Origin of the sequence: Bradyrhizobium sp. 132 (assembly GCF_023074185.1) — a bacterium.
Classification (GTDB): domain Bacteria; phylum Pseudomonadota; class Alphaproteobacteria; order Rhizobiales; family Xanthobacteraceae; genus Bradyrhizobium.
The window spans coordinates 1-21,724 of record NZ_JADPKY010000089.1; the positions used below are offsets into that span (position 1 = coordinate 1).

General features: G+C 57.4%; 14 protein-coding genes and 4 pseudogenes. 9 read left to right on the top strand and 9 right to left on the bottom strand.

What is annotated here, in order from left to right; genetic code table 11:
- Together IVA74_RS14805 and IVA74_RS14810 are read right to left on the bottom strand one after the other, a co-directional pair.
- A partial coding sequence (locus IVA74_RS14805) for a hypothetical protein (protein ID WP_247344818.1) occupies positions 1-337 on the bottom strand: 337 nt, incomplete at its 3' end.
- Positions 338-386: 49 nt separating this feature from the next.
- The gene (locus IVA74_RS14810) at positions 387-596 is read right to left on the bottom strand and encodes a hypothetical protein (protein ID WP_247344821.1); all 210 of its coding nucleotides are present in this window, start codon (positions 594-596) and stop codon (positions 387-389) included.
- Positions 597-1,515: 919 nt separating this feature from the next.
- On the opposite strand from IVA74_RS14810, the gene IVA74_RS14815 reads away from it, so the two are divergent.
- The 3 genes and pseudogenes from IVA74_RS14815 to IVA74_RS14825 form a co-directional block, all read left to right on the top strand.
- Positions 1,516-2,103: a hypothetical protein gene (locus IVA74_RS14815; RefSeq protein ID WP_247344824.1), complete on the top strand. Its 588-nt coding sequence runs from the start codon at positions 1,516-1,518 to the stop codon at positions 2,101-2,103.
- Positions 2,104-2,221: 118 nt separating this feature from the next.
- Complete coding sequence (locus tag IVA74_RS14820; RefSeq protein ID WP_247344827.1) at positions 2,222-2,455, top strand: hypothetical protein; 234 nt, start codon at positions 2,222-2,224, stop codon at positions 2,453-2,455.
- 167 nt (positions 2,456-2,622) lie between these two features.
- Positions 2,623-3,011: pseudogene (locus IVA74_RS14825) on the top strand (transposase); the annotation flags it as partial.
- 604 nt (positions 3,012-3,615) lie between these two features.
- Here IVA74_RS14825 and IVA74_RS14830 read toward each other — a convergent pair.
- From IVA74_RS14830 to IVA74_RS14855, 6 genes are all read right to left on the bottom strand, one after another.
- On the bottom strand, positions 3,616-4,725 hold the full coding sequence (locus IVA74_RS14830; RefSeq protein ID WP_247344831.1) for a histidinol-phosphate transaminase: 1,110 nt from the start codon (positions 4,723-4,725) through the stop codon (positions 3,616-3,618).
- Positions 4,726-4,958: 233 nt separating this feature from the next.
- Entirely contained in the window at positions 4,959-5,564 is a 606-nt protein-coding gene (locus IVA74_RS14835) for a CDP-alcohol phosphatidyltransferase family protein (RefSeq protein ID WP_247344834.1), read from the bottom strand.
- A 7-nt stretch (positions 5,565-5,571) separates the two neighbouring features.
- A complete protein-coding gene (locus IVA74_RS14840) occupies positions 5,572-6,372 on the bottom strand; it encodes a phosphocholine cytidylyltransferase family protein (RefSeq protein WP_247344838.1) in 801 nt (266 codons plus the stop codon).
- 364 nt (positions 6,373-6,736) lie between these two features.
- Positions 6,737-7,609 (bottom strand): phosphoenolpyruvate mutase, encoded by an 873-nt coding sequence (gene aepX, locus IVA74_RS14845; RefSeq protein WP_247344930.1) that lies wholly within the window; start codon positions 7,607-7,609, stop codon positions 6,737-6,739.
- 639 nt (positions 7,610-8,248) lie between these two features.
- The gene (locus IVA74_RS14850; protein ID WP_247344841.1) at positions 8,249-8,485 is read right to left on the bottom strand and encodes a hypothetical protein; all 237 of its coding nucleotides are present in this window, start codon (positions 8,483-8,485) and stop codon (positions 8,249-8,251) included.
- A 684-nt stretch (positions 8,486-9,169) separates the two neighbouring features.
- Complete coding sequence (locus IVA74_RS14855) at positions 9,170-10,609, bottom strand: IS1182 family transposase (RefSeq protein ID WP_247344844.1); 1,440 nt, start codon at positions 10,607-10,609, stop codon at positions 9,170-9,172.
- A 361-nt stretch (positions 10,610-10,970) separates the two neighbouring features.
- On the opposite strand from IVA74_RS14855, the gene IVA74_RS14860 reads away from it, so the two are divergent.
- The 3 genes and pseudogenes from IVA74_RS14860 to IVA74_RS14870 form a co-directional block, all read left to right on the top strand.
- A complete protein-coding gene (locus tag IVA74_RS14860) occupies positions 10,971-11,834 on the top strand; it encodes a hypothetical protein (protein ID WP_247344848.1) in 864 nt (287 codons plus the stop codon).
- A gap of 899 nt (positions 11,835-12,733) precedes the next feature.
- The gene (locus IVA74_RS14865) at positions 12,734-13,477 is read left to right on the top strand and encodes a LuxR family transcriptional regulator (RefSeq protein WP_247344850.1); all 744 of its coding nucleotides are present in this window, start codon (positions 12,734-12,736) and stop codon (positions 13,475-13,477) included.
- Between the two features lie 21 nt (positions 13,478-13,498).
- Positions 13,499-14,119: pseudogene (locus IVA74_RS14870) on the top strand (nitrogen fixation protein FixA); the annotation flags it as partial.
- Positions 14,120-14,506: 387 nt separating this feature from the next.
- Here IVA74_RS14870 and IVA74_RS14875 read toward each other — a convergent pair.
- On the bottom strand, positions 14,507-15,190 hold the full coding sequence (locus tag IVA74_RS14875; RefSeq protein ID WP_247344853.1) for an HAD family hydrolase: 684 nt from the start codon (positions 15,188-15,190) through the stop codon (positions 14,507-14,509).
- A gap of 3,062 nt (positions 15,191-18,252) precedes the next feature.
- Between IVA74_RS14875 and queF the strand changes: the two are divergent.
- The 3 genes and pseudogenes from queF (at position 18,253) to IVA74_RS14890 (ending at position 21,539) form a co-directional block, all read left to right on the top strand.
- Positions 18,253-18,737: pseudogene (queF, locus tag IVA74_RS14880) on the top strand (preQ(1) synthase).
- A gap of 429 nt (positions 18,738-19,166) precedes the next feature.
- Entirely contained in the window at positions 19,167-19,979 is an 813-nt protein-coding gene (locus IVA74_RS14885) for an arylamine N-acetyltransferase (protein WP_247344856.1), read from the top strand.
- Positions 19,980-20,729: 750 nt separating this feature from the next.
- A pseudogene (locus IVA74_RS14890) lies at positions 20,730-21,539 on the top strand (ArdC-like ssDNA-binding domain-containing protein).
- The last annotated feature ends 185 nt before the right edge of the window (positions 21,540-21,724 follow it).

Here is a 21,724-nt window from a genome sequence, read left to right on the forward strand (position 1 = left end):
GATAATCTGTTCTTCCGTAAACCTGGCTCGCTTCATCTGTCCGTCCTTCAGAAGGCCGGACTCTAACTTCAACCGGAGGAAATCGGCAGGGGCAGGTCAGCCAAGTCACAATTGCCCATATTCCTAGCCCGACCAACCCAGCATTGATCGCCAGGCCGACAATATTGGTGTGATTAAGGACATAAGCAACAACGGCAAATAGGAATACCCCCCAGCGATGAGGGCCACTAAAACGAAAAATGAAAAAAGGCCTTCGATTGGTGCGGGCATTTAACTTGCCCGCGCGGCTACCATGATGGATGAACACTACCACCGATAGAGGGTTTGTCACGTCCATTCCCTCAGGGATGTCGGCTCGCTCTCTTCAAGGGAAGGGAGGGGAGTGCTCAATGTACTCCGCTGGCCGTACCTTTCGAGATCGCGCGCGTCAAAGCCTCGAGGCGGGCTGCGATGCCGCTCATCCGGCGGGCCGCGTGTTGAAGCGCTACTATGTCGGTCGGCCCGGCGCCGGTCGTGAGATTGAGTTCGTTCTGCAGGTGCTGAAATTCCGCCTTGCACCGGTCCAGCTCGGCGAGAAGCATCGCGAATTCGTCCATTGGCGAACGGCCCTTCTGTTGCATGGGCTACGGCCACGATAAGAATAGTCCGACAGGGCTGTCAGGTGTCTTCTCACGGTGGGTAGTCCACCAGCATTCGAACGATCTCTTGGTCAAGCCAACGTTTGGAGAGCCTTAGGAGGAAGCCCACCATCCGTCGGGGAATGGCTCCGGCAAAGCCCAATCGACTTGGTTGTCGTTGTCAGGGGGAGCTGATAGCTCCTGCATTCCCCCTTAATGGCGCGTGGCGACGGAGGCGAACAGACAAAGCGACCCGTTCACCACGTCGAACGCGGCGCGACGGAGGATGTGTCAAGCGTAGTGGAGGCACACCTCGGGCGCTTCGCTCAGCTTCTTCGACCAGATCTCGAAGATCTTCCAACTCTGAGAGCTGAGAAATGAGTTCACTAAGTCGTTGGGCACAAAAGATTGGGCGAGAGCTTCGCATAATGTCCTCCCCAGCACAAAAAGCACTATCAGGACGGCTTCAGAGCAAATAGCGCGAGCGTAAAAGTCAAAACTATCATGGGTAAATATCGGATTTCAATACGTCAGGCTAATTGCCGCAGGGTGGCTGCTTCGGTCAGCGCGGTCCGAGACCATTGAGAGAGCAAAAGGACCCCAGCTTCAGGGCGGTGAAGCTGGGGCTGTCTTGAGGCTGCCCCTTGGGAAAGGCAGCCACCCGCTGGCAAAGGGCAACGGGAAAACTTTGCAATCGGGAAGTCGTTCCAAGCCGCTTGTCGGCCGCAGAATTCCCGGATGTTGACGCAAGCCGCTCCCTCTGGGCGCCGAGCGGTTGGGCTTGGCGGCATTTACCTCGTTTGAGATTTTGACCCCGGCTGTGCCGTTCTGAATCGAGGCGAGTCAGCAGTCACACGTCAGCCCACCGCTGCTCGTCGATTAACCACCCAGAGGCCGCATGAGATCGATCGTCACAGTCGCATCGCCCCCGTCAGATACCGCGCTGACCACGCTGGAACGGGTGAAATTGGAACTCGGCATTCCGAGCGGGACCACGACCAGCGACCCTATCCTTCAGGAGAAGATTGAGGAGGCCTCAGACGACATCGAGGCCGCGCTGGGCTTCCGCCTGGTGCGGGAGACCGCGGTCGAGACCTTTTGGCACGAGCAGTATGACGTCGCGCCGGAGAAGCTTGTTCTTGACCGGACGCGGGTGGCGGCAATTGCGAGCGTGGTCGTCGACGGGGTTACGATCGACGCCTCGGCCTATCGGCTCGATCCGAACACGGGTGAGCTGTTTGCGCTCGGCAACGGTTATCCCAGCGTGTGGGTGTTTTGCCGGAGCGTCGTCGTGAGTTCAGGTTCGATGCCCGACACACGAGCCGCCGTGTCTTCCACGTTCGTGACGAGGGCGAGAGTCCTCCGGAACGGTGCAGGACGTGCGAGCAGTGCGGCAGGGCTTAAACGCTGCAGCGCTCCAGCTCGCGGTTCTGTTCGGGGGCGTGCAGAACGCGCGCATGCCGCGAGCGTTTGGCGTTACAGCTAGCGTTACAGCATGATGCACCGCCGCGCGCCACGCCCACCACGCAAGGCACCACCAGATGGCTTGCTACGACGACAAACTGGGTGACAGAAACGAATGCGGGAGACGACGAGGTATCACTGTGAGTAATCGTCACCACCGCCGCGCTGATCTGGCTAAAATCAAACGCAATACACCTGGCGCCTTGCTGACGTATCTGGTCGAGCCCGACGAACCGGCGCTCGATGGCATGCCGCTGCTCAAGGCTGCGGCGGGCCACTGGACCGGTCGGTCTCGAAGATGGTCGTCACTGCCTCATCTGCAGTTCATACTTGTGACCAGTCGGGACATCGGCGATGTTGCTCAGCACGCCTGACATCGCCAAGCCGACCAACTTGGTACCGCCGGAACATGCCGGGCGTGCTGGGAAGCGTGATCTGCCCGTTGAGGGAGCCGTCCATGGGCTAGGTTAGCACGATTGGTCTGGATTTGGCGAAGTCGCTGTTCCAGGTGCATCGGATCGATGTCACGCGCGCGGTCCTGATGAAGCGGGTAAGTCGGGCAAAGGTGCTGGAGTATTGTTGCCAGCAGCCACGTTGTTTGGTTGGGATCGAAGCATGACCGTCAGAGCATCATTGGGGCCGCGAACTTCAGGCGCTTGGACATACGGTCAGACTGACACCTCCGAGCTATGTGAAGGCCTACCTCAACCGCAGTAAGAACGATGCGAATGATGCGGCTGCAATCTGTGAGGCTGTGACGCGGCCGTCGATGCGTTTTGTCCCGGTCAAGAGACGACGGAGCAGCAGCCGTTTTGATGCCGCACCGGACCCGACAATCGCTGGTGCGCCAGCCTACCAATGTTGAGCAATGCACTGCGCGGGCACCTGGCCGAACTCGGCATCGCGTCGGCCAAGGGGCGCAACGGGACAGCGGAGTTACTAAGGATTATCGATTGTTGAGGGCGAGACTACAAGGAACGGAAGCTGTCGCTCGTGGCATGAGGCAGGCGGACTACGAGATGGCAACACCAATAGACGAGCGCATGACGACTTAATGCAGATACCTCGTTCCGAGAATCGGGAGAATCCGCTTTCAGACGGTCAACGCCCGGTGGGCGAGGTAGAACATCGCGAAGGTGGAAATGATGAGGCTTGTCCGGGAGAACGACGCTCGCACTTGGACAGCAGAGTCAGTGTGCGTGGCTTGAGGATGGGCATGTGACCCGATGGGGCAAGTTTCGCGCCTTATTAGTCGAGCGTGGCGGACTTCCGTCCGCCAGCGCGGACGCGCTCTTGTGTCACATACCAGATTAGGTCAGGATGAAGAGTGCTGTACATAGCCGATCCGCGCTGGAAGATTGTGGTCGCCGACCGCGCGAAGAGAACCGCGATGTGGCTGCCGCGGGGCCTTGATCTGCTTTGATTCCGCTCGACCGAGTAATGGAGTGTTCTGTGATTGCAGCTCTGGCCCCCAACTAAAGTTTCTTTCCTTCTGGATCAGCCATGAGAAGGCTTAGTACCGGCGCCGGTTGTGCTAATCAGAGATGTCTTTCAGTGCTTCCACCAAAAGCCTATTGTCGTCTTCAGTGCGGCTTGCGATGCGCAAGAATCGTTTGCCATTCTGAAGCGTCTTGCCGCCATTGTGCCTGACCAATATCCGTCTATCTCTTAAAAGTATTGAGGCGATTACGTCTCCATCCGGCCAATGGGGCGGGAGCTCGCAGAACACGAAATTTGCGTCGGGCTTCAGAACTCTCATTCCGTCGATGCTGCGCAGGTCTGCGTATAGTTTGTCCCTGTCGCTGCCCACCCTCATCCAACTCTGCTTTGCAGCGTGCGCCAGGTGAGGAAGCTTGCTTAGAAAAAACTCAGCAAACGTATTAACATTCCACGTGGGGAGGGCGGCTCTGATTTCGTCCATCGTCTGTACATTTGCTGATGCCGCATACCCGATCCGTAACCCGCATGTCCCGTAAATCTTTCCAAGACTTTTGAGAACGATCACATTGGGAAATTCCAGCAAGTGATTTTCCAGGCTTGCACTTCGCCCGAGCGCACTAAACTCGATAAATGACTCATCGATCAGTAGGAGTTGCTGTTGAGCTCGAAGCGCGGAAGCCAGATATAGTAGATCCGCATAGGAAACCATCCGCGAGGTGGGATTATTCGGCGATATCACGACTGCGCCGTCGACACCATTTGCACGCGCAAATGCTGCATAGCGGTGCACATCGAGTTCAAAATCTGGCGGTGACAGGAAAAAGCGTGACAACCGCCCGGGCAAGGCTGTGGTTTCATAGGGATTGAAGGTTGGGACCGGGACAGCAATCCGCATACCCAGTCGGCCAAGGAGGATGGGAATCAGTTCAGCCACACCATTGCAAATGACAAGATTATTAGCCGGCGTCTTCACCGCATCCGCAAGAAGCTGGACCAGCTGCGCATTAGGAGAGGGATAGCAAGTAATAAGCCGCGGTAGAGCGTTCTTAAGTTCGTCAAGGAACGCCTGCGGCGGAAAATATGGATTTACCAGAAGGACGAAGTCCTTGATGTCATATTTCCAATAGCCGCCGGGGAATCGGTTGACCAGGTCAGAAACCCCGTCCGGCCTAAGGGTTACGGCGATTTGTGCTGCGGTGTTCATGAGTGCGACTAGCTCAACATTTCAGGGCAAACGAAAATCGTAGGCTGGTCGCGATCTCCCGACAAGCTCCCGGCGAACAAGCATCGAGCAGTGCCGATCCGTGCGGAGATGTTCTCGGCAACAAGTCTGGTGCACGCCGCGGTTGACGAGACTACACGTCATCATGTGAGCTGCATGGAGTGAAGCCTGCAAGCCCAAGAAGGCCAGTCGCTGGATCATACTTCCATCCGCAATCAAAAGGAGCGACTGGCTAAAACCACCGATGACGCGACGGCGAAGATGCTTATTGCCGTATACATTGTTGCGCTGAGTGGTGGCACGCGAAGAGGCGCGACATGCGCTATAGCGAGCAGCAAGAAGGCAATGTTCACGACGTGCGGAAATGCTTCAGCAGGAATAAGAGGCTTAAAAAGAAATAGAAGCGCCAGGAGCGGCACGTCGTATGATAAGGGGATGCCCAAGAACCGTCCATCACGCGACCTGCCAAAGTTCGCAAAGTAGCTAAGCCTTATTGCTCCCGTCACCAGTAGAGCGGTTGCGGTCGCAAACGCGAGTTGTGAAGCTTGGCTGACTTGCACCACAACTGCCGCAGGCACAACGGCTCCATAGACGATATCTGCAAACCCGTCGAGGCTCGCTCCCATTTTTGCGACATCTGGATCCCGACCTTTCGTGCGACCTGCCACAAACCCGTCCAGGTGGTCCGATAGAACAGCCCAAAGCGCCGCTGCCACAGATAGCTCCAGGCGGTCAGAGAGAGCTAAAAACAGGCTGGCGGAGGAAAAGAGAAGACCTGTGATCGTTATCGCGTTCGCTGGATCCCAAAGGTATTTCAACATTGAACTCTCACCTCGTTTGCAAATCACGTCTCGCCGCGTAGGCATTCGTTCGGTCCTTGAAAATGCGCTCGGCAATCTCCAAATCGTCAGCATTATCAATTTCGTACCAGCTGAGGCCGTCGCATCGCGCCGCGGCGAGCTGTAGGCCTCGCCTCTCTATCAGATAACCCAAAAGTTCTTCAGTGTAGGTCTGCCTAGCTCCAGCGGCGATGATATCGTCCAGTGTCGGAACGATCGTTGCCTTGAGTGTCGGCGCCGAAAGCCGTAGGAGATTCATCGTCTTGAAAAGCTTTGGGCCATCCGCAACAAGATCTGCCGCGGTTTGCTTCAGTCGAAAACCTGAGATGAAGCCGTTCTGCGACAACAGGACGGCCGACCCTTCCATTGAATCATCGAAGGGAACGACTGCAGCTACGTCGGTCCCCCGACAGACCATCAAGTGTCGCAGCGCATCCTCTTCGAAAAAGACGTCGCCCTCGAGAAGAAAGCAGTCTCCGGAGATAAGAGCGTCGCGCGCCAGCCACAAAGAATAGGCGCTTCCGGTGCGGTCGAAGACGGTCGACTCGACATATTTGATTTTGAGCTCGCCAAAGTTGCTACCGCAGGCATATTGAATGGCGTCTTTGCGGTAGCCCACCACGATCGTCACCTCTTCCACGCCGACAGCTTCCAGATTGTGCAGAGCGTTGTGAAGAATCGAAGTGCCGTTGACCTCGACCAGCGACTTCGGCCGCAGATCTGTCAGAGGACGCAGGCGAGAGCCGCAGCCAGCGGCCAGAATGATGGCGTTCTTGGGAGCATCGGTCACAGTTTAGTTCCTTTTTCGTCGCGCCTCTAAGGTGAAACACCGACGGACTTCTTCGGCGCCAGCTTAGGCGTGCTGAAGCGAGATCAGGTCTGCCGGAGCCATCTGAAAATGGAGCCCAAGCGTTAAGACAGACAAATGGTTCTCGTCGGTCCTTTCACCAGAGAGAAGGGAGGCGCTGGATCCGGTGCCTCGAGCTGCCGAGATGGCAAACTGCGCATTTCGGTTGAGTGAGGCGGGCTACGCTATCTCAGGACATCTCAGTGCAATGATTAGGCATTTGAGATTGCAGTTGAACTTGGCCAGCTAGGAGGAAGTCCAGGACAGTAGGTGGACAACGAAAATGCGCCCCTGTGTCGACGAAACCCTATTTGCGCAGTTCAGCGTCGGGACGCAAATATCGCGTTTCCGCACGGGCGAGTTCGTCGTACTTGAACAGTTCGAAGACTTCCTCGAGAGTAGCGATGTGCGGCTCAATGCTCGCGGTGCTTTCCTCAGCGATGATGCGACCGCAGACTTGACGCATTGCCGCTATTGCCGCTCGCATAGACTGGTTGGCCCAGATCACCGTAGAGATGCTGGCGTTTCGGTATACAGAAATCGGTGTTCGATAGTATTTCGTCGGAACGATCACGACCGGCAGTCTGTTCTGCCAAGCGCGCGCGAACGAAAGGACTTCGTCCGCGGTGCTCCTTCGCGAATGAATGAGGATCGCGTCGGCTCCCGCGTCGGCGTAGGCGTGAGCGCGCGAAAGTGCTTCGTCCATCTCATGCCCAGCGATCAACGCCTCGATCCTTGCCACCAAGATCAAGTCGTCCGCGACTGTATCCTTCACTGCCCGGAGGCGGCCAGAGAATTCGTCGATATCGGCGAGGGGGTGCCGATGCCCAACAAACGAGTTCATCTTAGGAAAGCAACTGTCCTCGAGCGCCACGCCGGCTGCTCCACGCTGACGGAGCCTGCGTGTCACGAGGCGCGCATTGTTGAAATTCCCGAAGCCGCCATCTCCGTCAACGAGCACAGGCAGTCCGCTCGAGTCCACGATCCGCTCGACTACATCTACGAGTTGGCTCCACGACGCTTCGTTGGCATCGCGGTAGCCCAGGGAGCAGGCAATTGACAGGCCGGACGCCCAGAGGCCTTTGAACCCCGCGCGCTCAGCGATTGCGGCGGAGAGACCATCATGCGCTTCCATGAGGAACGATAGCTCTCTGCGGCAGCAGATTTCGGCCCGCAGCATTTCAGCAGGTGAGGAACCAGCGGATTGATCAGGGCCGTTGGCGCGAACAGATGCTAATCGGTCTTTCATGCCAATTCCTTGTGATGACGGGCCTAACGTGTAGACCGGCCGTTTCATCAATCGATAGGTGACATGCTTCCGTCATCTAGATCAATTGCGAGGGTTGGTAGTTGACCGCGCCCGCAAACCTGCTCCGTGTCGGAGTGCTCAAGAGTCATCTTCCGCGTGGTCAATCGCTATGTCGGCAACTCGCAGCCCATGCCGAGCGTCTTCCCCAGCTATCCCGCGCCTGTGATCCGTAATCAACCGAAGCCTAGGACTGAGACGCGCGCTTAACTTTCACGCACGTTTCGTTTGTCTGTAGGGCGCCGCGGTCTTGCCTGTCCTGCCACGTGCGAGGCTCGGCTTGTGGCGGCTTCAAACACACCGCAATACGTCCGTCGAGTTGCCATAGCTCGATGTCGTTGGCATCAACTAGCTGCTGAGCACGTTCCCGTGCTTTTTGCTCGTCGGCACACTGCAAATTGGCCACGCTTATAACGTGGCGGTCGTGATCCAAAAGGTAAGCTCGGTAGTGCGCCATCCCCTCCCCAAGAAATTGACCGGGCCCAGACCCTCGCTGGCTTGATCATCGGACCATCACCTCAATCCTTCAATGAGCGTTCTCCGGCCGAGCGCATCGTTCGCCGTCAGAAGCGAACCGCCAAGCATTGCCAAGTAGTTTGGCAACTCGGAATCGGGAAGCGCGTTCATATTGCGCACAAACGAGGCGACCGAGTTCCTAACATCAGCTCGGTCGAGATGATCGAAAGCCCGCTGCTTGCACCGCTCGACATATTTGTCGCGCGTCATCTCAATTAATAGGAAATGTTCCATTTCGTCTCCCAACCGATGACTGCTTCCAATAGTGAAGTTGGAGCCGAGCGGATTTGGCCCGTCTGTCCGAGGGGCGACAAACGGCTGCGCTTTTGTTCGCAAATGTGGGAATTAGGACAGAGACACACATCGCGACCGCACTGTCGGCGCCGGGCGGAGTCCAACCCAGATACCGGGTCCGACGGCGCAGGTTTTCTGACGCGCGAGAGCTATCAATCGCTGCGCCTCCTGCTTTGGCCATTCGCGTGGCCTTCGACATAGCCGGGGCTCGATCGCCATGTCACCTCAGTAAGGAAGAAGGCACGCGAGCTCGGATTGCTACTCCAGAAGCAGGCCGACCCCTCGCAACTCCCTGCGAAGTGAAATCATTCAATGTGGAGCATCGCGCGCCACCGCCACCTGCGCGTAGAATGGCGTAGGCCGCTTCAAATGGAGTTCGAGAATCTCCTTGGCAGCCGCGGGGCGCCATGCCGCGAACGATGTCGTCAGGGCTGAACGCCTGGATCGGGTCTTGGTCGTGTAAAAACACTGTTGCATGACGCGGACCAGCGCGGTTGAGCTCAGGCTACCGCAATCCGATCAATTTGGGTAAAGTTTACGGCCACTCGACCAGAACTCATCCTGACGCAATGTCGGGCTCTTTCACCCGCCCGATGACTCGCAAGGCGCGCGCCAGCGCCCGTATCACGCCTTTACCGCCGCCAGCAGCGGTTTCATCCCGACGATGTTCAGCACGCGTGTCAGATTGTAGCCGAGCACGCACAGCGCCATCTCGGTCGCTACTTTCGGCAGCGTCACGCACAAGAAGTGCGTCGCGCCCATGCGCATCTTCAGTGTGCCGAACGGATGCTCGACGGTCTCGCGGCGTGTGCGCATGGCGTTTGGATTCTTGTCGAGCCGCGCCTGAGCGCGTTCGAGAACGTCCTCGTGCACCCACCGCTTGATACGACGTTGCGGGCTCGGCGTGCACTTCGATTTGAGTGGACAGGTTTTGCAGGCGTTCGTCCAATAGTTGCGCAGCTTCTGGCCGTCTTCCTCGCTGGTATAATAATATTTGAGTTGCTTACCGGCCGGCCAGCGATAAACATCCTCATCTGGCAGATAAGCAAAGTCCTGTTTGCCGAAGGGCCCAGAAGCCTTCGCACCTGATGTCATCGGCTTAGGCAACGTCACCGTGATGCCAGATTGCTCGCACGCCAGGATTTCTTCGCCCTTGAAGTAGCCGCGATCGGCGACAACATCGAGCGTGTCGGCCTCAAGAATGGCTTTGGCCTGCTGTGCTATGTTTGCAAGTTGTGACCGGTCTGAGCCACTTGTTGTCACCTCGTGCGCGACGATCAGATGGTTTTCTGTATCGACCGCCGTCTGCACGTTGTAGCCGACGATGCCGGAACCACGGCCGCTCGTGGCCATCGAACGGCTGTCAGGATCCGTGAACGATATCTGCTGATCGGGCGACGCCAGAACCTGTTTTTCAATGGCTGCGAGTTTCGCCATTTCAACGGCCAGATTTTCGAGCCGTTCTTTGATCCGCGTCTTTTCTAATTCCAGCGTTTCCGACGAATCCTGCCGGTCGGCGATATCGAGCTGAGCGAGATAGCGCGCAACACTCTCTTCCAATTGCGTGCGCCGCCGCTCGACTTTGCCGCGCGTGAAGTTCTTATCGCGATTATTGACTGCTTTGAATTTGCTGCCGTCGATGGCGACGCTGGCTGCCGCGAGCAACCCCATCTTGCGGCACGCCTCGACGAAGCGCGCGCAGACTTTTCTGATGCCGAGACCATTGTCCTTGCGGAAATCGGCAATCGTTTTGTGATCGGGCGCAAGCCGGGCGAGCAGCCACATCACTTCGACGTTGCGGCCAGCTTCACGCTCGAGCCGGCGGCTCGAATGCACACGGTTGAGATAACCATAAATGTAGAGCTTCAAGAGCGCGGCCGGATGATACGACGGCCTACCTGTGCCGGCAGGCTCAACGCCACCGAACCCAAGTTCAGCCAGATCGAGGGCCGCAACGAAGGCGTCGATCACGCGAACCGGATGGTCATCTAAAACCCAGTCATCCAGGCATTCCGGCAACAAAGTCGATTGCCCGCGATCAGCCCCTTGAACGAAGCGACTCATGCCCAGCCCCCGCCGATTCAGTGCGGGAATCATAGCAGACAAGGCGTTTTCACACAGCCAGGGTCAAAAGGGGCGGTCAAAGGCGTTGGGAGGTCAAGCCCGGTTTACCCGTCATAGCTGATGGGCCCAGCTTGGCTCATGCTCCTTCACATCCGAGCGAAGCTCCTGCGGCCGGCCACCAAATCGGCCAGAATTCCTTCAGTCGGCTATCTGCTTTGACGCACGCCGGGAAGCCGCCGCGACCCCCAGTTCGCCTGCCGCGCAAGCAAAGGGAGCGGTTTGCAAAGAAAGCGATGGGATGCCGCAGCCTACACTACACGCGAATTATAAAACGTTGACCGTCCCCCATGAGCTTCTGTTGATGATCGCGAGTGTCAAACCGTTTGATGAGTTGCGTCTCGAAATTGCCCACCAAAACGAGGGGGCGACAGCATACTTGGTGTGGAGCAAGTGTGCTTTGCGAGCGCCGTCTGCCAGGCTGCTCGCAGAGAAGGACAGTCGGATGATTGCGCCGATTCGACGGAACTGGAATCCAAAAGACATTTTCGATGAGTTGACGCCGGCGATGTTCACGGCCGGACCTTCGACTGTGCGCGCACGTCGGGACAAGTTGTGGCCAGAGTTGTATACTGAATACGATGCGAGGCACTTAAAACAAGAAGTGTACAACCGGAATCTGATCGCCACCAACGAAGCTGAGGCGTTTATTAGTGCCTGGGCCACGGATGAAGAGCGTCACACCGATAGTTTCATCCGGATCATGGAGCTTGTCGCTGGTGAATCCGAAAAAGATCTTCGAGACAGATTGGAGGCTCGATCGCATAGTTTTTCTGCAATCAATGAATACTTGAAGGACGAATTCTCTCTGATCGTTATGATCGCATTTGATGAGATGTGTACTTGCCGCGCCTATGCTGCGGATAGAGAGTTCTATGCCGGACTTGGCAGCAGCTTCCTTCGTTGCCTGAGAGAGGTGGTTGCCGACGAGGCAGTTCACTCGATGAACGCTGTTAATGTTCTCCGTGCCCGTTACTGCGAGCGCATTCCCGAAATCGGCGAGATTCTCGACAGCCTAATCCGCAGCGTGGGCGATGATCCGGACTATACAGGCACCTTCGTACTGGATTACTTCGGCGAGAATTACACGAAGCAGATGTTTGTCAACTGCCGCGCCGCTGTCCTGAGAAACGTCGGTAAGCCGCTAACAGCCGCAGTGGCAGATTGAAGCGTCGGCGCGCAACTAGACAGACGAGCGCTCATCTCCCGTCAGTGCCTCAGAAGTGCATGTGTTGGTCGGCCAGAGCGGATTCGGCTCACAGAGGATTCAGACAGCCTGCATGCGCTGTCCTTGAACGTTTTCGCTCGTTTTCAGTTTATTGGCAAGCGACACGCAATAATGAGCGATTCAGCGGTGCCTTGCACAAAGGGCACCGGTCACACGTCAAGAGAAAAGCCAATCAGGCAATCGTCACGAACAATTAAGCCAAATGACGCTGTCGGCTTTCCTCCTGTTGTCGCGAATTCTTCAACGCACGCGCTCGAGGCAGCTATCCCAATTCTCTCAAGTCATTGTCGTTAAACCCGATTTTTTGGAGCGGTGCAACTGGTACGACCCTTGCTGTTCTCATCCCTAGGTTCTCTCCCTTCCGGAGATGCGTATGCAAAGTGCCCTCTGCACCAAGCAGAATTTCCGACTGCCGGCATATCGGGGTATCCCCCCGACGAACATCGTCTTGCACCACGAGGGCCGGTCGCGCTCAACCCTTAAGAATTGTTCGCGTCGGAGGCGTGCGACTAAGCCACCCAGACGCCGCGCATTGTTCATGCAAGAAGCCAAACTTGCGCGGCGAGTCTGTTGGGCTGCTCATCGACCCGGCTCTCGTCGGTGCCGGCGCGGTGAAGATCAGTTGGGGGCTGACGATGCAGATCCGTAGATCGTGCACGACCTTGGCCCACTTCTTTTCATGCTCGCCGGCAAGCCGAACATCCGCGGTGACACAGGGCTCGTTGAGCTCGGGACCACGGAGCGGCTCGGCGACGGATTGGAACTTGCCTCCGCTTAAAACAAGCTCAATCGAGCGGCGCAATATCGACCTCTTGGGTCAGCCCGCTGAGGCGCCCAAAATGGATCTTTTCAGCTTCACCGAATGCGCGACGCGAACGCAATCCCTCCGATCGCTTTTCGAGCTTCTTGTGATCTGTGCCAGCGACGAAGGCTTCAGCGAAGTCTCTTACGGAGCGCTCAATTTCGCGGAGCCACTTCGCCTACCGGAGTATCCGCCGCCCGCCGTGGCCGTTAAGTGGCCGCCCGAGTGGTGTGAACGATATTTTAAGCGAAAGTACCACAAAATCGATCCGGTGGTCCGGCGGACACCGACGCTTTCGCGGCCGTTTCTGTGGGATCAACTCGCCGAGCAATATCAACTACAGCCCGACGAAAGGCGCGTACTTGATGAGGCCAGAGAGGCCGGTCTCAAGCACGGCATGAGTGTACCATTGTTTGGGCCATTGGGTCGATTATCGGTCGTATCGTTTGCATCTCGGTTCGACGATGCCGATCCTCAACATTCCAAAGGCCATCTGAACGCACTAGCCTGGCACTTTCACACCGCTTGTGTGGAGATCACACGTCCGGCGGAAGATAACTGCAATATGAGAGTTGCGCTATCACAGCGGGAATTAGATTGTCTAGGGTGGGTGGCAGAGGGCAAATCGTCATGGGAAATCGGGAGGATATTACAAATCAGCGAGAATACGGTGAACTTTCATCTTAAGAACGCGATGCGAAAGCTGGGCGCGACCAGCCGGATCCAAGCCGTCATTGTGGCGATCCGCCTCAATCTTATTTTTGATGTCCATGCTGCGTGAGCATCTTGATGGACGACGATTGTACCCAAGGCGCTGACATTCGGCGCCGATCGAGCCGTTCTGCTCACTGACCGGCGCTTCGCTGGTTCTGATACTCTGGTGATAACTTACGCATTGGCAGCCGCCATCCGAAAAGTTCGTAAGGAGCATGGACCGCCGACTTCATCTTTACCGGCAAGCAAACCATCGACGGTGACACCGCCCAGGTGGGACCCGGGATTGCGAAGCGGCTTGGGATGCTACGGCTGACCTACGTCGGCAAGATCAGAGCACTAGACCTAACCGTGCGCACAATCCAAACGGAACGACGTGCCGAAGGCGGTGTCCAGGTTCTGCTTACCAGCCCGTATCTCATTACGATTCTCGAGGCCACCACCAGATTCGCCGCGGCGCCATGGCCGGATGCGCTACGAGCCGCCCGCGCGCCAATCGTGAAATGGAACGCACAGGACGCGGGTCTCGAGGACCTTTCCAAATGTGGTCTCGCCGACCGTGATCAAGTGAGTCTTCGCTCCCTCGGCGCGCGCTGACAAAGCGATGCTGGTGGAGGCTTCCGAGCAGCCGCCGCAAGCTTTGATCTACGCGATCTTCAAGCACCAGCCAAAGCTTGAAGCGGAAGTTGCCGCACCGGTCCGCGAGTAATCTGGGCAGCTTTGTGGGCGCTTTCAGGCATGCGCGTCGCTGCACAATTCCGAGGCTCTAACCGCTCCTGGATAAGAACTCGACGGCAGGGCCGCGGCAAGCGCGCTCCCGACAAGAGGAAATTTCTCGGCGCGGGTCTTACGTCTTCAAGACCGCGGCCCGTCTGGAAGGACCTCGACGCAAGGAATGGGTATTGAGTCGGACTGCGTCAGGTTGCAGTTTGACAAACTCGAACGGCGAAGTCCCCTATCGGCCAATACTAATTAGGCGCGCACCTTCGTTTGGGCCTCGTCCGTCCAGAGCCGATGCTTCGGCCATCAGTGTGAAGGCGTCGCTGGAGAACAGGAAGACATGGACGGTAGAGGTTTTCAGTCATGCTCTGCGTCGTTATGAGTTCTGAAAAACGCCACGCTCCTGCAGAATGGGCAGCAGCTTATGATGGTCCTCGATGAGATAATCCGGCTGCGCCGCTCGCAGACGCGTCTCGGAAACAAATCCGCCCGTAATGGCTACGCTGATCAGGCCAAGTTCGCGTGCAATATCCGTTTCGACCGGCATGTCCCCGATGATGAACGTTGAGCTGGGGTTCAGATTGTATGCTCGCATATACAGACGAAGCCGCTCTCCTTTGCTTGTGCCTTTATATTGAGTAGCGCGGCTTTCAAAAGCCAGAACCTCCGCGACACAATCGTCGATTCCATGTCTTCGTAATTGGGTAATAAGGGGATCGACTATATGGTTACTGACAATAATGCTGGGAACCTCTTGTTGACGTGCCGTTTCCAAAATGCAACGCGCGCCTTCGCGCAGTTCGGCTTTGCTCGCCAGCGGTTCGTAAGTGTCGTGAAAAATAGCGCTGTCATGGCTATCGACCTTTTCGATTTCACTCTCCGACATTCCTAGATTGCGGTAAAAAACCGAAAGTGGAACATCGAAATGATCCCGAAAAGTTTGCATGTCGATGGCAGCTCGGCCGAAGCGGCCCAGAATGGTGTTCGTCGTTTGTAGCAAGGCGTCGGCGTCGTCGAGGAGAGTGCCGTTCCAATCGAATACAAGAGCAGGTTTCATCATGGCCTCATGCTGCAGACGTTTTCGTTGAGGTGAGATCGGCGATCAATCTATTCGAAGTCTCGTCTGCGCGTTTTTGCCCGCCAAGGGGGCGGCATCTCGAACGTAAACGCAGAAAGACCGATCCCCTCATGTCCCCGCGGCAGCAAGGAAAGCAGACTTCAATGGGCACATCAGCGTTGACCAGAGCCCCGTTCAAACAAACCGTCAAACGACGGCAGGAGGTTTTATGATTGTCAAAGGGCTGGAAGTCGGCGTCACTCTTCTCCCTGTGAGAGGGAGTGCGAACGTGTGCTATAGCTACATGCGGCCTGGAATGCGCGTCCTGCTCAGTGAAATCAACATCTGCTAGTTTGCCTGCTGGCCGGCATGACTTTGTATGTTGAAACCGTTCTTCATGCATAGATGCGGCAACGCCGAACCCCCCCTGTGCACGGTTTTCAAGCTTCGGCACCATGTGCTTGAGCTGATCGGAAACCGGCCTTTGTGAGCGGCTTGAAGGCAACAGAAATGCGCCTGCAGCACCGGACATGCTATGTCTCCTTGACCGACGATTATGGATGTCGCCCGTTGCATGTTGTTGTTTTCCTCCCTGTCCGGTTACAGACATCCGATGTCTGGAACCGACACCGAGCGGAGGTAATCCGCCGGCTCGCGCGAAGCACATGGTTTTGCGCCTCAGCAAGCAAGGCTCGTACCAAGTCCTCTTTCGCGGGCAGGAGGCTTAGCCGAGATTGGCAAACGAACTGTGTGATTCGAAACAGACGCCCTGATCCGGCTGCCGGACTTCCGAGAGCGCGGCCGCCAAAAGTCAACTTTGGTGGGCACGGTGCGCCTAATGGGGGCCATCCCGCGGTGCTCCGCCTAACAGCCGCAGCAAAGAGCGTTACGCGACTGTTGCCGCGGCGGGAATGTCTTGGTCCAATCCTCAAGCGGCCAGTCCCAACCCTACGCTGAAGAACGAAGACGTTCAGTGAACTGGACCCCCACCGAGGGACCATCGGGCCTTGTTTGCTGATTGAATTCGTGCGCGCCTCCGATCTCCTTGATGTCACGGAGCGAACAGCGCTGTCCGCCGTTGTTGCGGCTTTCAAGGGGTAGACGCTCCGTGACGGCATCGATACGCAAAGTGAAGGCTATTGAAGCGTCACATAAATGAGGGCGTTTGTGAACGAAGCTCGTGCGATTCGGCTAGGCTTCACGGAATGTACTTTCAGGAACATGGCGCAGACGCAAGCGAGGTCGGCAAAGGGACCGGCTCATGTTTTCACGCCGCCGCTATGTCTGTTTTCAGCCGTGTCGTGTTGAAGACGTTAATGTCCGGCCCCCGACATCAGGGCGTAAAATGTTTCCGCGCGCGCGCGCAAAGCGCATGGTGTTGTTCTCTTGCAGCAAGACGAGGATAGCGGTTTTCGGCACGTTGATTGCAGCGACGGTGAAGGACGCATTTCAAAAACAGCGGTCTCTCGCCGTCACCACTCAAGAGCTCAGATGAAAGCTATCTATTCCATCAAACAACTCCGTCATTCGTCGAACGTTGGAGGCGCTAGGCAGCACAATGGATGGCATCGCTGGACCGGCCATATTGCCGACACGGTGGAAGTCTCGAAATCATCCAGGATATCAAGGCCATGCGGCAGGTAACCGCAGATCGGGAGGCGACAAGCGGCCGTTCCGACGCCAGGGGCATCATGTGGACTGCCGAAATGCAGAAGCGCCCGCACATCAACTTGTTCGCGCGAGAGCGAGGCAAAGCGCCCGGCTAGGATGTTTGATGAGCTCAACGCAAGCAACTCGTAAACGCCTGCTCGACGCAGGCGTGTCCTTTGGAATAAACGCCAATGTCGCAGAATACTTGCGGCCCGGTGAGGGTGAGATAATACAAGCAGAAGTCGAGCAGCACTTGCAGTCTTGCTTGAGGCTTGGTTATCGACACTAGCCGCGACCACAACACGACTGCGACCGCAAAACGGATAGCCAAGATGTACGTGCGCCAGGTGTTCGTCGAGCGCTTTGAAGCTAGCCCTGCGGCTACGGAACTTGCCAAACGCGGGCTGCCTGCAAGAGACCTACGCGCTTGGCTCCATCACCGTGAGATCGGCGTGCTCGCACCACTTTGTTCCGGTCATTGGCATTTTCATTGAGGGTTTTCGATGCGCCTCCCGGACCTTTCCACACCGCAACCGACGCTCGTGATCGGCGAGCCGGGTTGCCCCGATCTCGCCGGCCTCACCGCCGGCGCCCGCCGCGCGCTTCTCTCGGCCTCGTTCGGCTCATTGCGGCCCGGCGGCTCGGGATGGTTCGGCCCCGACAAGCTCCACCGCATGTGGGTCGGCGTGCTGCCTGGTGTCGGTGATCGGTATCAGCAAAGTTGTGCGTGTGGCCAACTTGATCATGGCGCTCCCGCAATCCAAGAGGAAGCGTATTATGTTGGCAGACGAGCTCGAGCGCCACATTAATCCGAAGGGGTTGGCCGTCATGGTTATGGCGCGGCACCAGTGCGTGTGGCGAGGCGTTCGCGAGACGGAAACCACTATGGTGACCAGCATCATGCGCCGTGTTTCCGCGACATCAAGATACTGCGTAGCGAATTTCTGGCGCTCATCAAGGACTAAACCGTGACCTATGTATCACTCAAGACATACGGCCGTGAAATCGGCCTATCTGCTGCGTTTTGCCAGCGGCGCCCGCCGTCGCACCGTCGCCTGTTGGGCCAAGATGTCGGCCGTCGACAAGCCTGCCGACGTCGACAAACTACTAACCCTCAACATCGGTGGGGCGACCAAGCCAGCAATATGGATGCAATCGTTGAGCCAAGAAGGCAGCGGAGCTGAGCACTCAGGAGGTGACTGCACGCGACTGAGCGCGTCATCATTCAAACACGAAGTTTCTCGGCGTGCGGTAACGGGGTTGGAAGGTTCTGCGGCTTCACCCTTGCGTCGATCGCGGTGGCTTCTCCGATGTCGTCGTCCACTCGAGAGCAGCGGCAGTGGATCAGGAGGACTTCATCGGCGATGCCCGGCTCGACGGCCGCACTTCCGGCGGCATGCATCAAGGAGTTGCCCGTGCCTACCACCCGGAACTTTACACAGGTCGGCGCCCACGTCGAGACGCCAGGAAGCCCAGATAAGGCGGTCCTCGAAAACGCGCCGCTCAGGCGCGGCGACGGACCGCCCGCCATCGTGCGCTGCACCTGCCCGGAATTCACCTCGGTCTGCCCGTCACCGGTCAGCCGAGTTTCATCGTAATCGACTACGCGCCCGACGAGGCACTGGTGGGCTCCAAATCACTGAAGCAGTTCAGGACTTCGTTCCGCAAACACGGCGCTTTGCATGATGAATGCGCAGCGCTAGTCGGCCGACGCATTGCCGGGGCGATCAAACCACTGTGGCTGCGCGTCGGCGGCTACCGGCATCCGCGTGGCGGCATCCCCATCGACGTGTTCTGGCAGACCGGCGCGCCACCGGAGGGCGCCTGGTTGCGCGATACAGGCGTGGCGCCTTATCGCTGCCGTCGGCTGAGCAACCAAAAGAGCGACAGCCGCTCGTGAGTAGCGCAAGAGCTGCAGGTTCGTAACTACGATTCATCAAGGGTGATGTCATGTTGAACGCGGCAGAAACTGCTGGTGTAGCTGAGAGCGATTCCTCAGCTGGTAGCTGTCGCCGTTCTCTACTTAGTGATGGCGGATCGCGGGCGGCAGTGGATCTCGAAACGCGGAGCATTCGCGGCGAGGCGAGACGAAATGATTCGCAAGGCTGGAAGATCGCCGTTGCAAATCGCCGCGGACCGGGAGTCCTACGGGCTGCTCCGGCCGTGCACAAATGGCCCGTTGGCTCGATACTGGCACTGAGGCTGTCGCCGGAAGTGCTGGGGCTGTTTCATTTCTATAGGAGAGATGGCCACCTTCTACGCGTCGCCTGCGAAGTCATCGCGCTTCCGGCGGCTTAATCAAACGAATCCAGACATCAGAGGACGTGCCATGGCATTTAAGATTGCGACCTATCTCGATCGGATCGGCCTTGCTCAAGTCCCGACAACGGTTGATGGCCTTCTTGCGCTCCAGCAGGCTCAAATGCGAGCGATCCCCTATGAGAACATTGATGTTCTGCTGGGCGATATCCCCGATCTGACTGAGAATTCGATCTGGGCCAAACTTATCGATGCCCGGCGAGGCGGCTATTGCTTCGAATTGAACAAGTTGTTTGGCTTGGCGCTCGAAGAACTCGATTTCAAGGTCCGGCCAATTCTTTGCAGGGTGCGCATGGGGGCTTCGGCAGGTGGCCCACGCACACATCATGCATTGATCGTGACCATAGAGGGGTGCGACTGGCTTGCCGATGCCGGCTTTCCCGGTCCGGCACCGATTGTACCGCTACGAATCGATGCGAATGAGCAGCAAATAGTTGGCGGGGACGTGTTTCGTCTGCGGGCCGACCCGGCCAGTGGAGAGCTCGTGCTTGAACGCAAGAACGAAGATGAATGGTTCGCTCTTTTCGGCATTGACCGAGCCGTCGCCCTGCCACCCGATTTCGAGGGCGCCAACTTCATCTGCGCACGCTGGGACCGTATGCCCTTTCCATCCGTCCTCATGATGAGTGTGCTGACATCGGAGGGACGTGCAACCTTGCTTAACAAGAAGCTCAGATTGACTCGCAGCCAATTTAAGGAAACACAAACACTGGAAACGAAGATCGAACTGCAGCAGGTCTTGGCCAATGTCTTCGGGCTCCGACTGACTCAGTGCACCGTTGATTCGTTATGGGAAAAGCTTGGGTCACGTGGACTTGTATAGGAAAGAAAGTGATCAAGCATTCCCAGCGCGACGATGTTCTGTGCGGTCTCTTCCAAATCCCAGGACGGGATCGTCGACTCTGTTATTGGCGATGTCGTAGTGCTTCAGGGGACGATCGAGTTGCTCTGGAATGATCCCATCGATCCGTGGCTTCAAGGGTGCCGAGCGCCTGGCGCCTTTATGTCACAGCTGGCCGGAGGGTGCGGGCTGCGGCGATCCCTCTCGTCGGAGAGGTGGTAGAATATCCTCGGCATGGTCGAGGAAGGCGGTGGCGGCCAAGCTTCGTTTCCATGGCCTGACCCGCAAGCCCCTGGCCGGAATCTAAGAATACCACCAACTAACTGAAAATTCACAATTTTATAATTTACCAAACCGAGAATACCATTAGCTATACCAAGCCGATGTTTCACAATTTTGGTTCGAATCCGCTTCAGGCTGAACGTACGAGATCAGGAGCTATGCTCGTCAATTCCCTGTGAGTCTTGTGGGCTTACAGCAATAAGTGCTGTGACCAGCCGTGGATTCGAAGCGTACGGCACTTCGTCAGGCACCGCAGCCTTCGCTCGGCATCGAGACCGGCAATCACGGCAGGCTCGCAAGAGCGAAAGACGATGCAATGTCCCCTCAATCAACCAGCGTCTCCACCCGGAAGGATGCTAATCCGAGATCACGTCCCAGCTTGTGGCCGCAATCGAAGCGAATCCCGACAGACCATAATTACCCTGGCGCAAATCATCCGGCGCTTTCTTCATGCCGGTCAATGTGCTGACCAAGAACGGCTATACCGGCATCAATATCGTGAGTCTCTGGGTCGCCGCCCAATTAAAGGGGTTCAGCTCGCCCGTGTGGGCCACTTACAAACAATGGTCGGAGCTTGGCGCTCAGGTTCGCGCAGGCGTGAAATCGAGCCCTGTGATCTTCTACAAGGAATTCGACGCCGAGCCCGATCCCGACGTTGCGGATGACGACGGCAAACCGCGTGTCGCCCGCGCATCGCGGGTGTTCAACGCGGCGCAGGTCGAGGGTTACGCCCTGAACCCAGTGCCGGAGCCTCTCGGTCCGGTCGCCCGCATCGCAGGCGCCGATGCGTTCGTGAGAGCGACGGGCGCGCCCATCGAGCACGGCGGCGACCGGGCCTTTTACCGGCTCTCCACCGATCGTATCCAGATGCCTCCGGAGGAAATGTCTGCGGCACCGAAACCCTGTCCCGCAGCGAAGGCTATTACGCCACGCTTGTCCACGAGCTGACCCGGCGCGAAACACAGGCTCGATCGCACGTTCGGCAAACGCTTCGGCGGTCAGGCCCACGCCGCCGAGGAATTGGTCGCTGAAATCGGCGCGGCGTTCCTGTGGCGCGGAGCTTCAGATCACGCAGGATGTGCGTGCCGATCACGCTCGTATCTCGCGCAGTGGCTAAAGCTGATGAAGGTCGGATTCCCGCGCGGTTTTCGCTGCCGCCGCCAAGGCGTCCGAAGGCGCTTCCTACCTGAAGCGGCTCGGGGCCAAAGTGAGGGCCGCGACGTGATGCCGTTAGCGCGGCCGGAAGTCCGGCCGCGCTAGGGCGAGCCGGACATTGTGCAAATTGTAATGAGCAGTCCGCAGTTCGTGCGAGCCTTCCGGTAGGGACGGAAGGCTTGCCGCGATCTCGCGCAGCATAACTTGCAACTCGAATTTCGTTGCGCGTAGCACTTCGCTTTGTGAAATAACTCTCACTATTTCCTCCTCCAGTTCCGGCCACGGACATC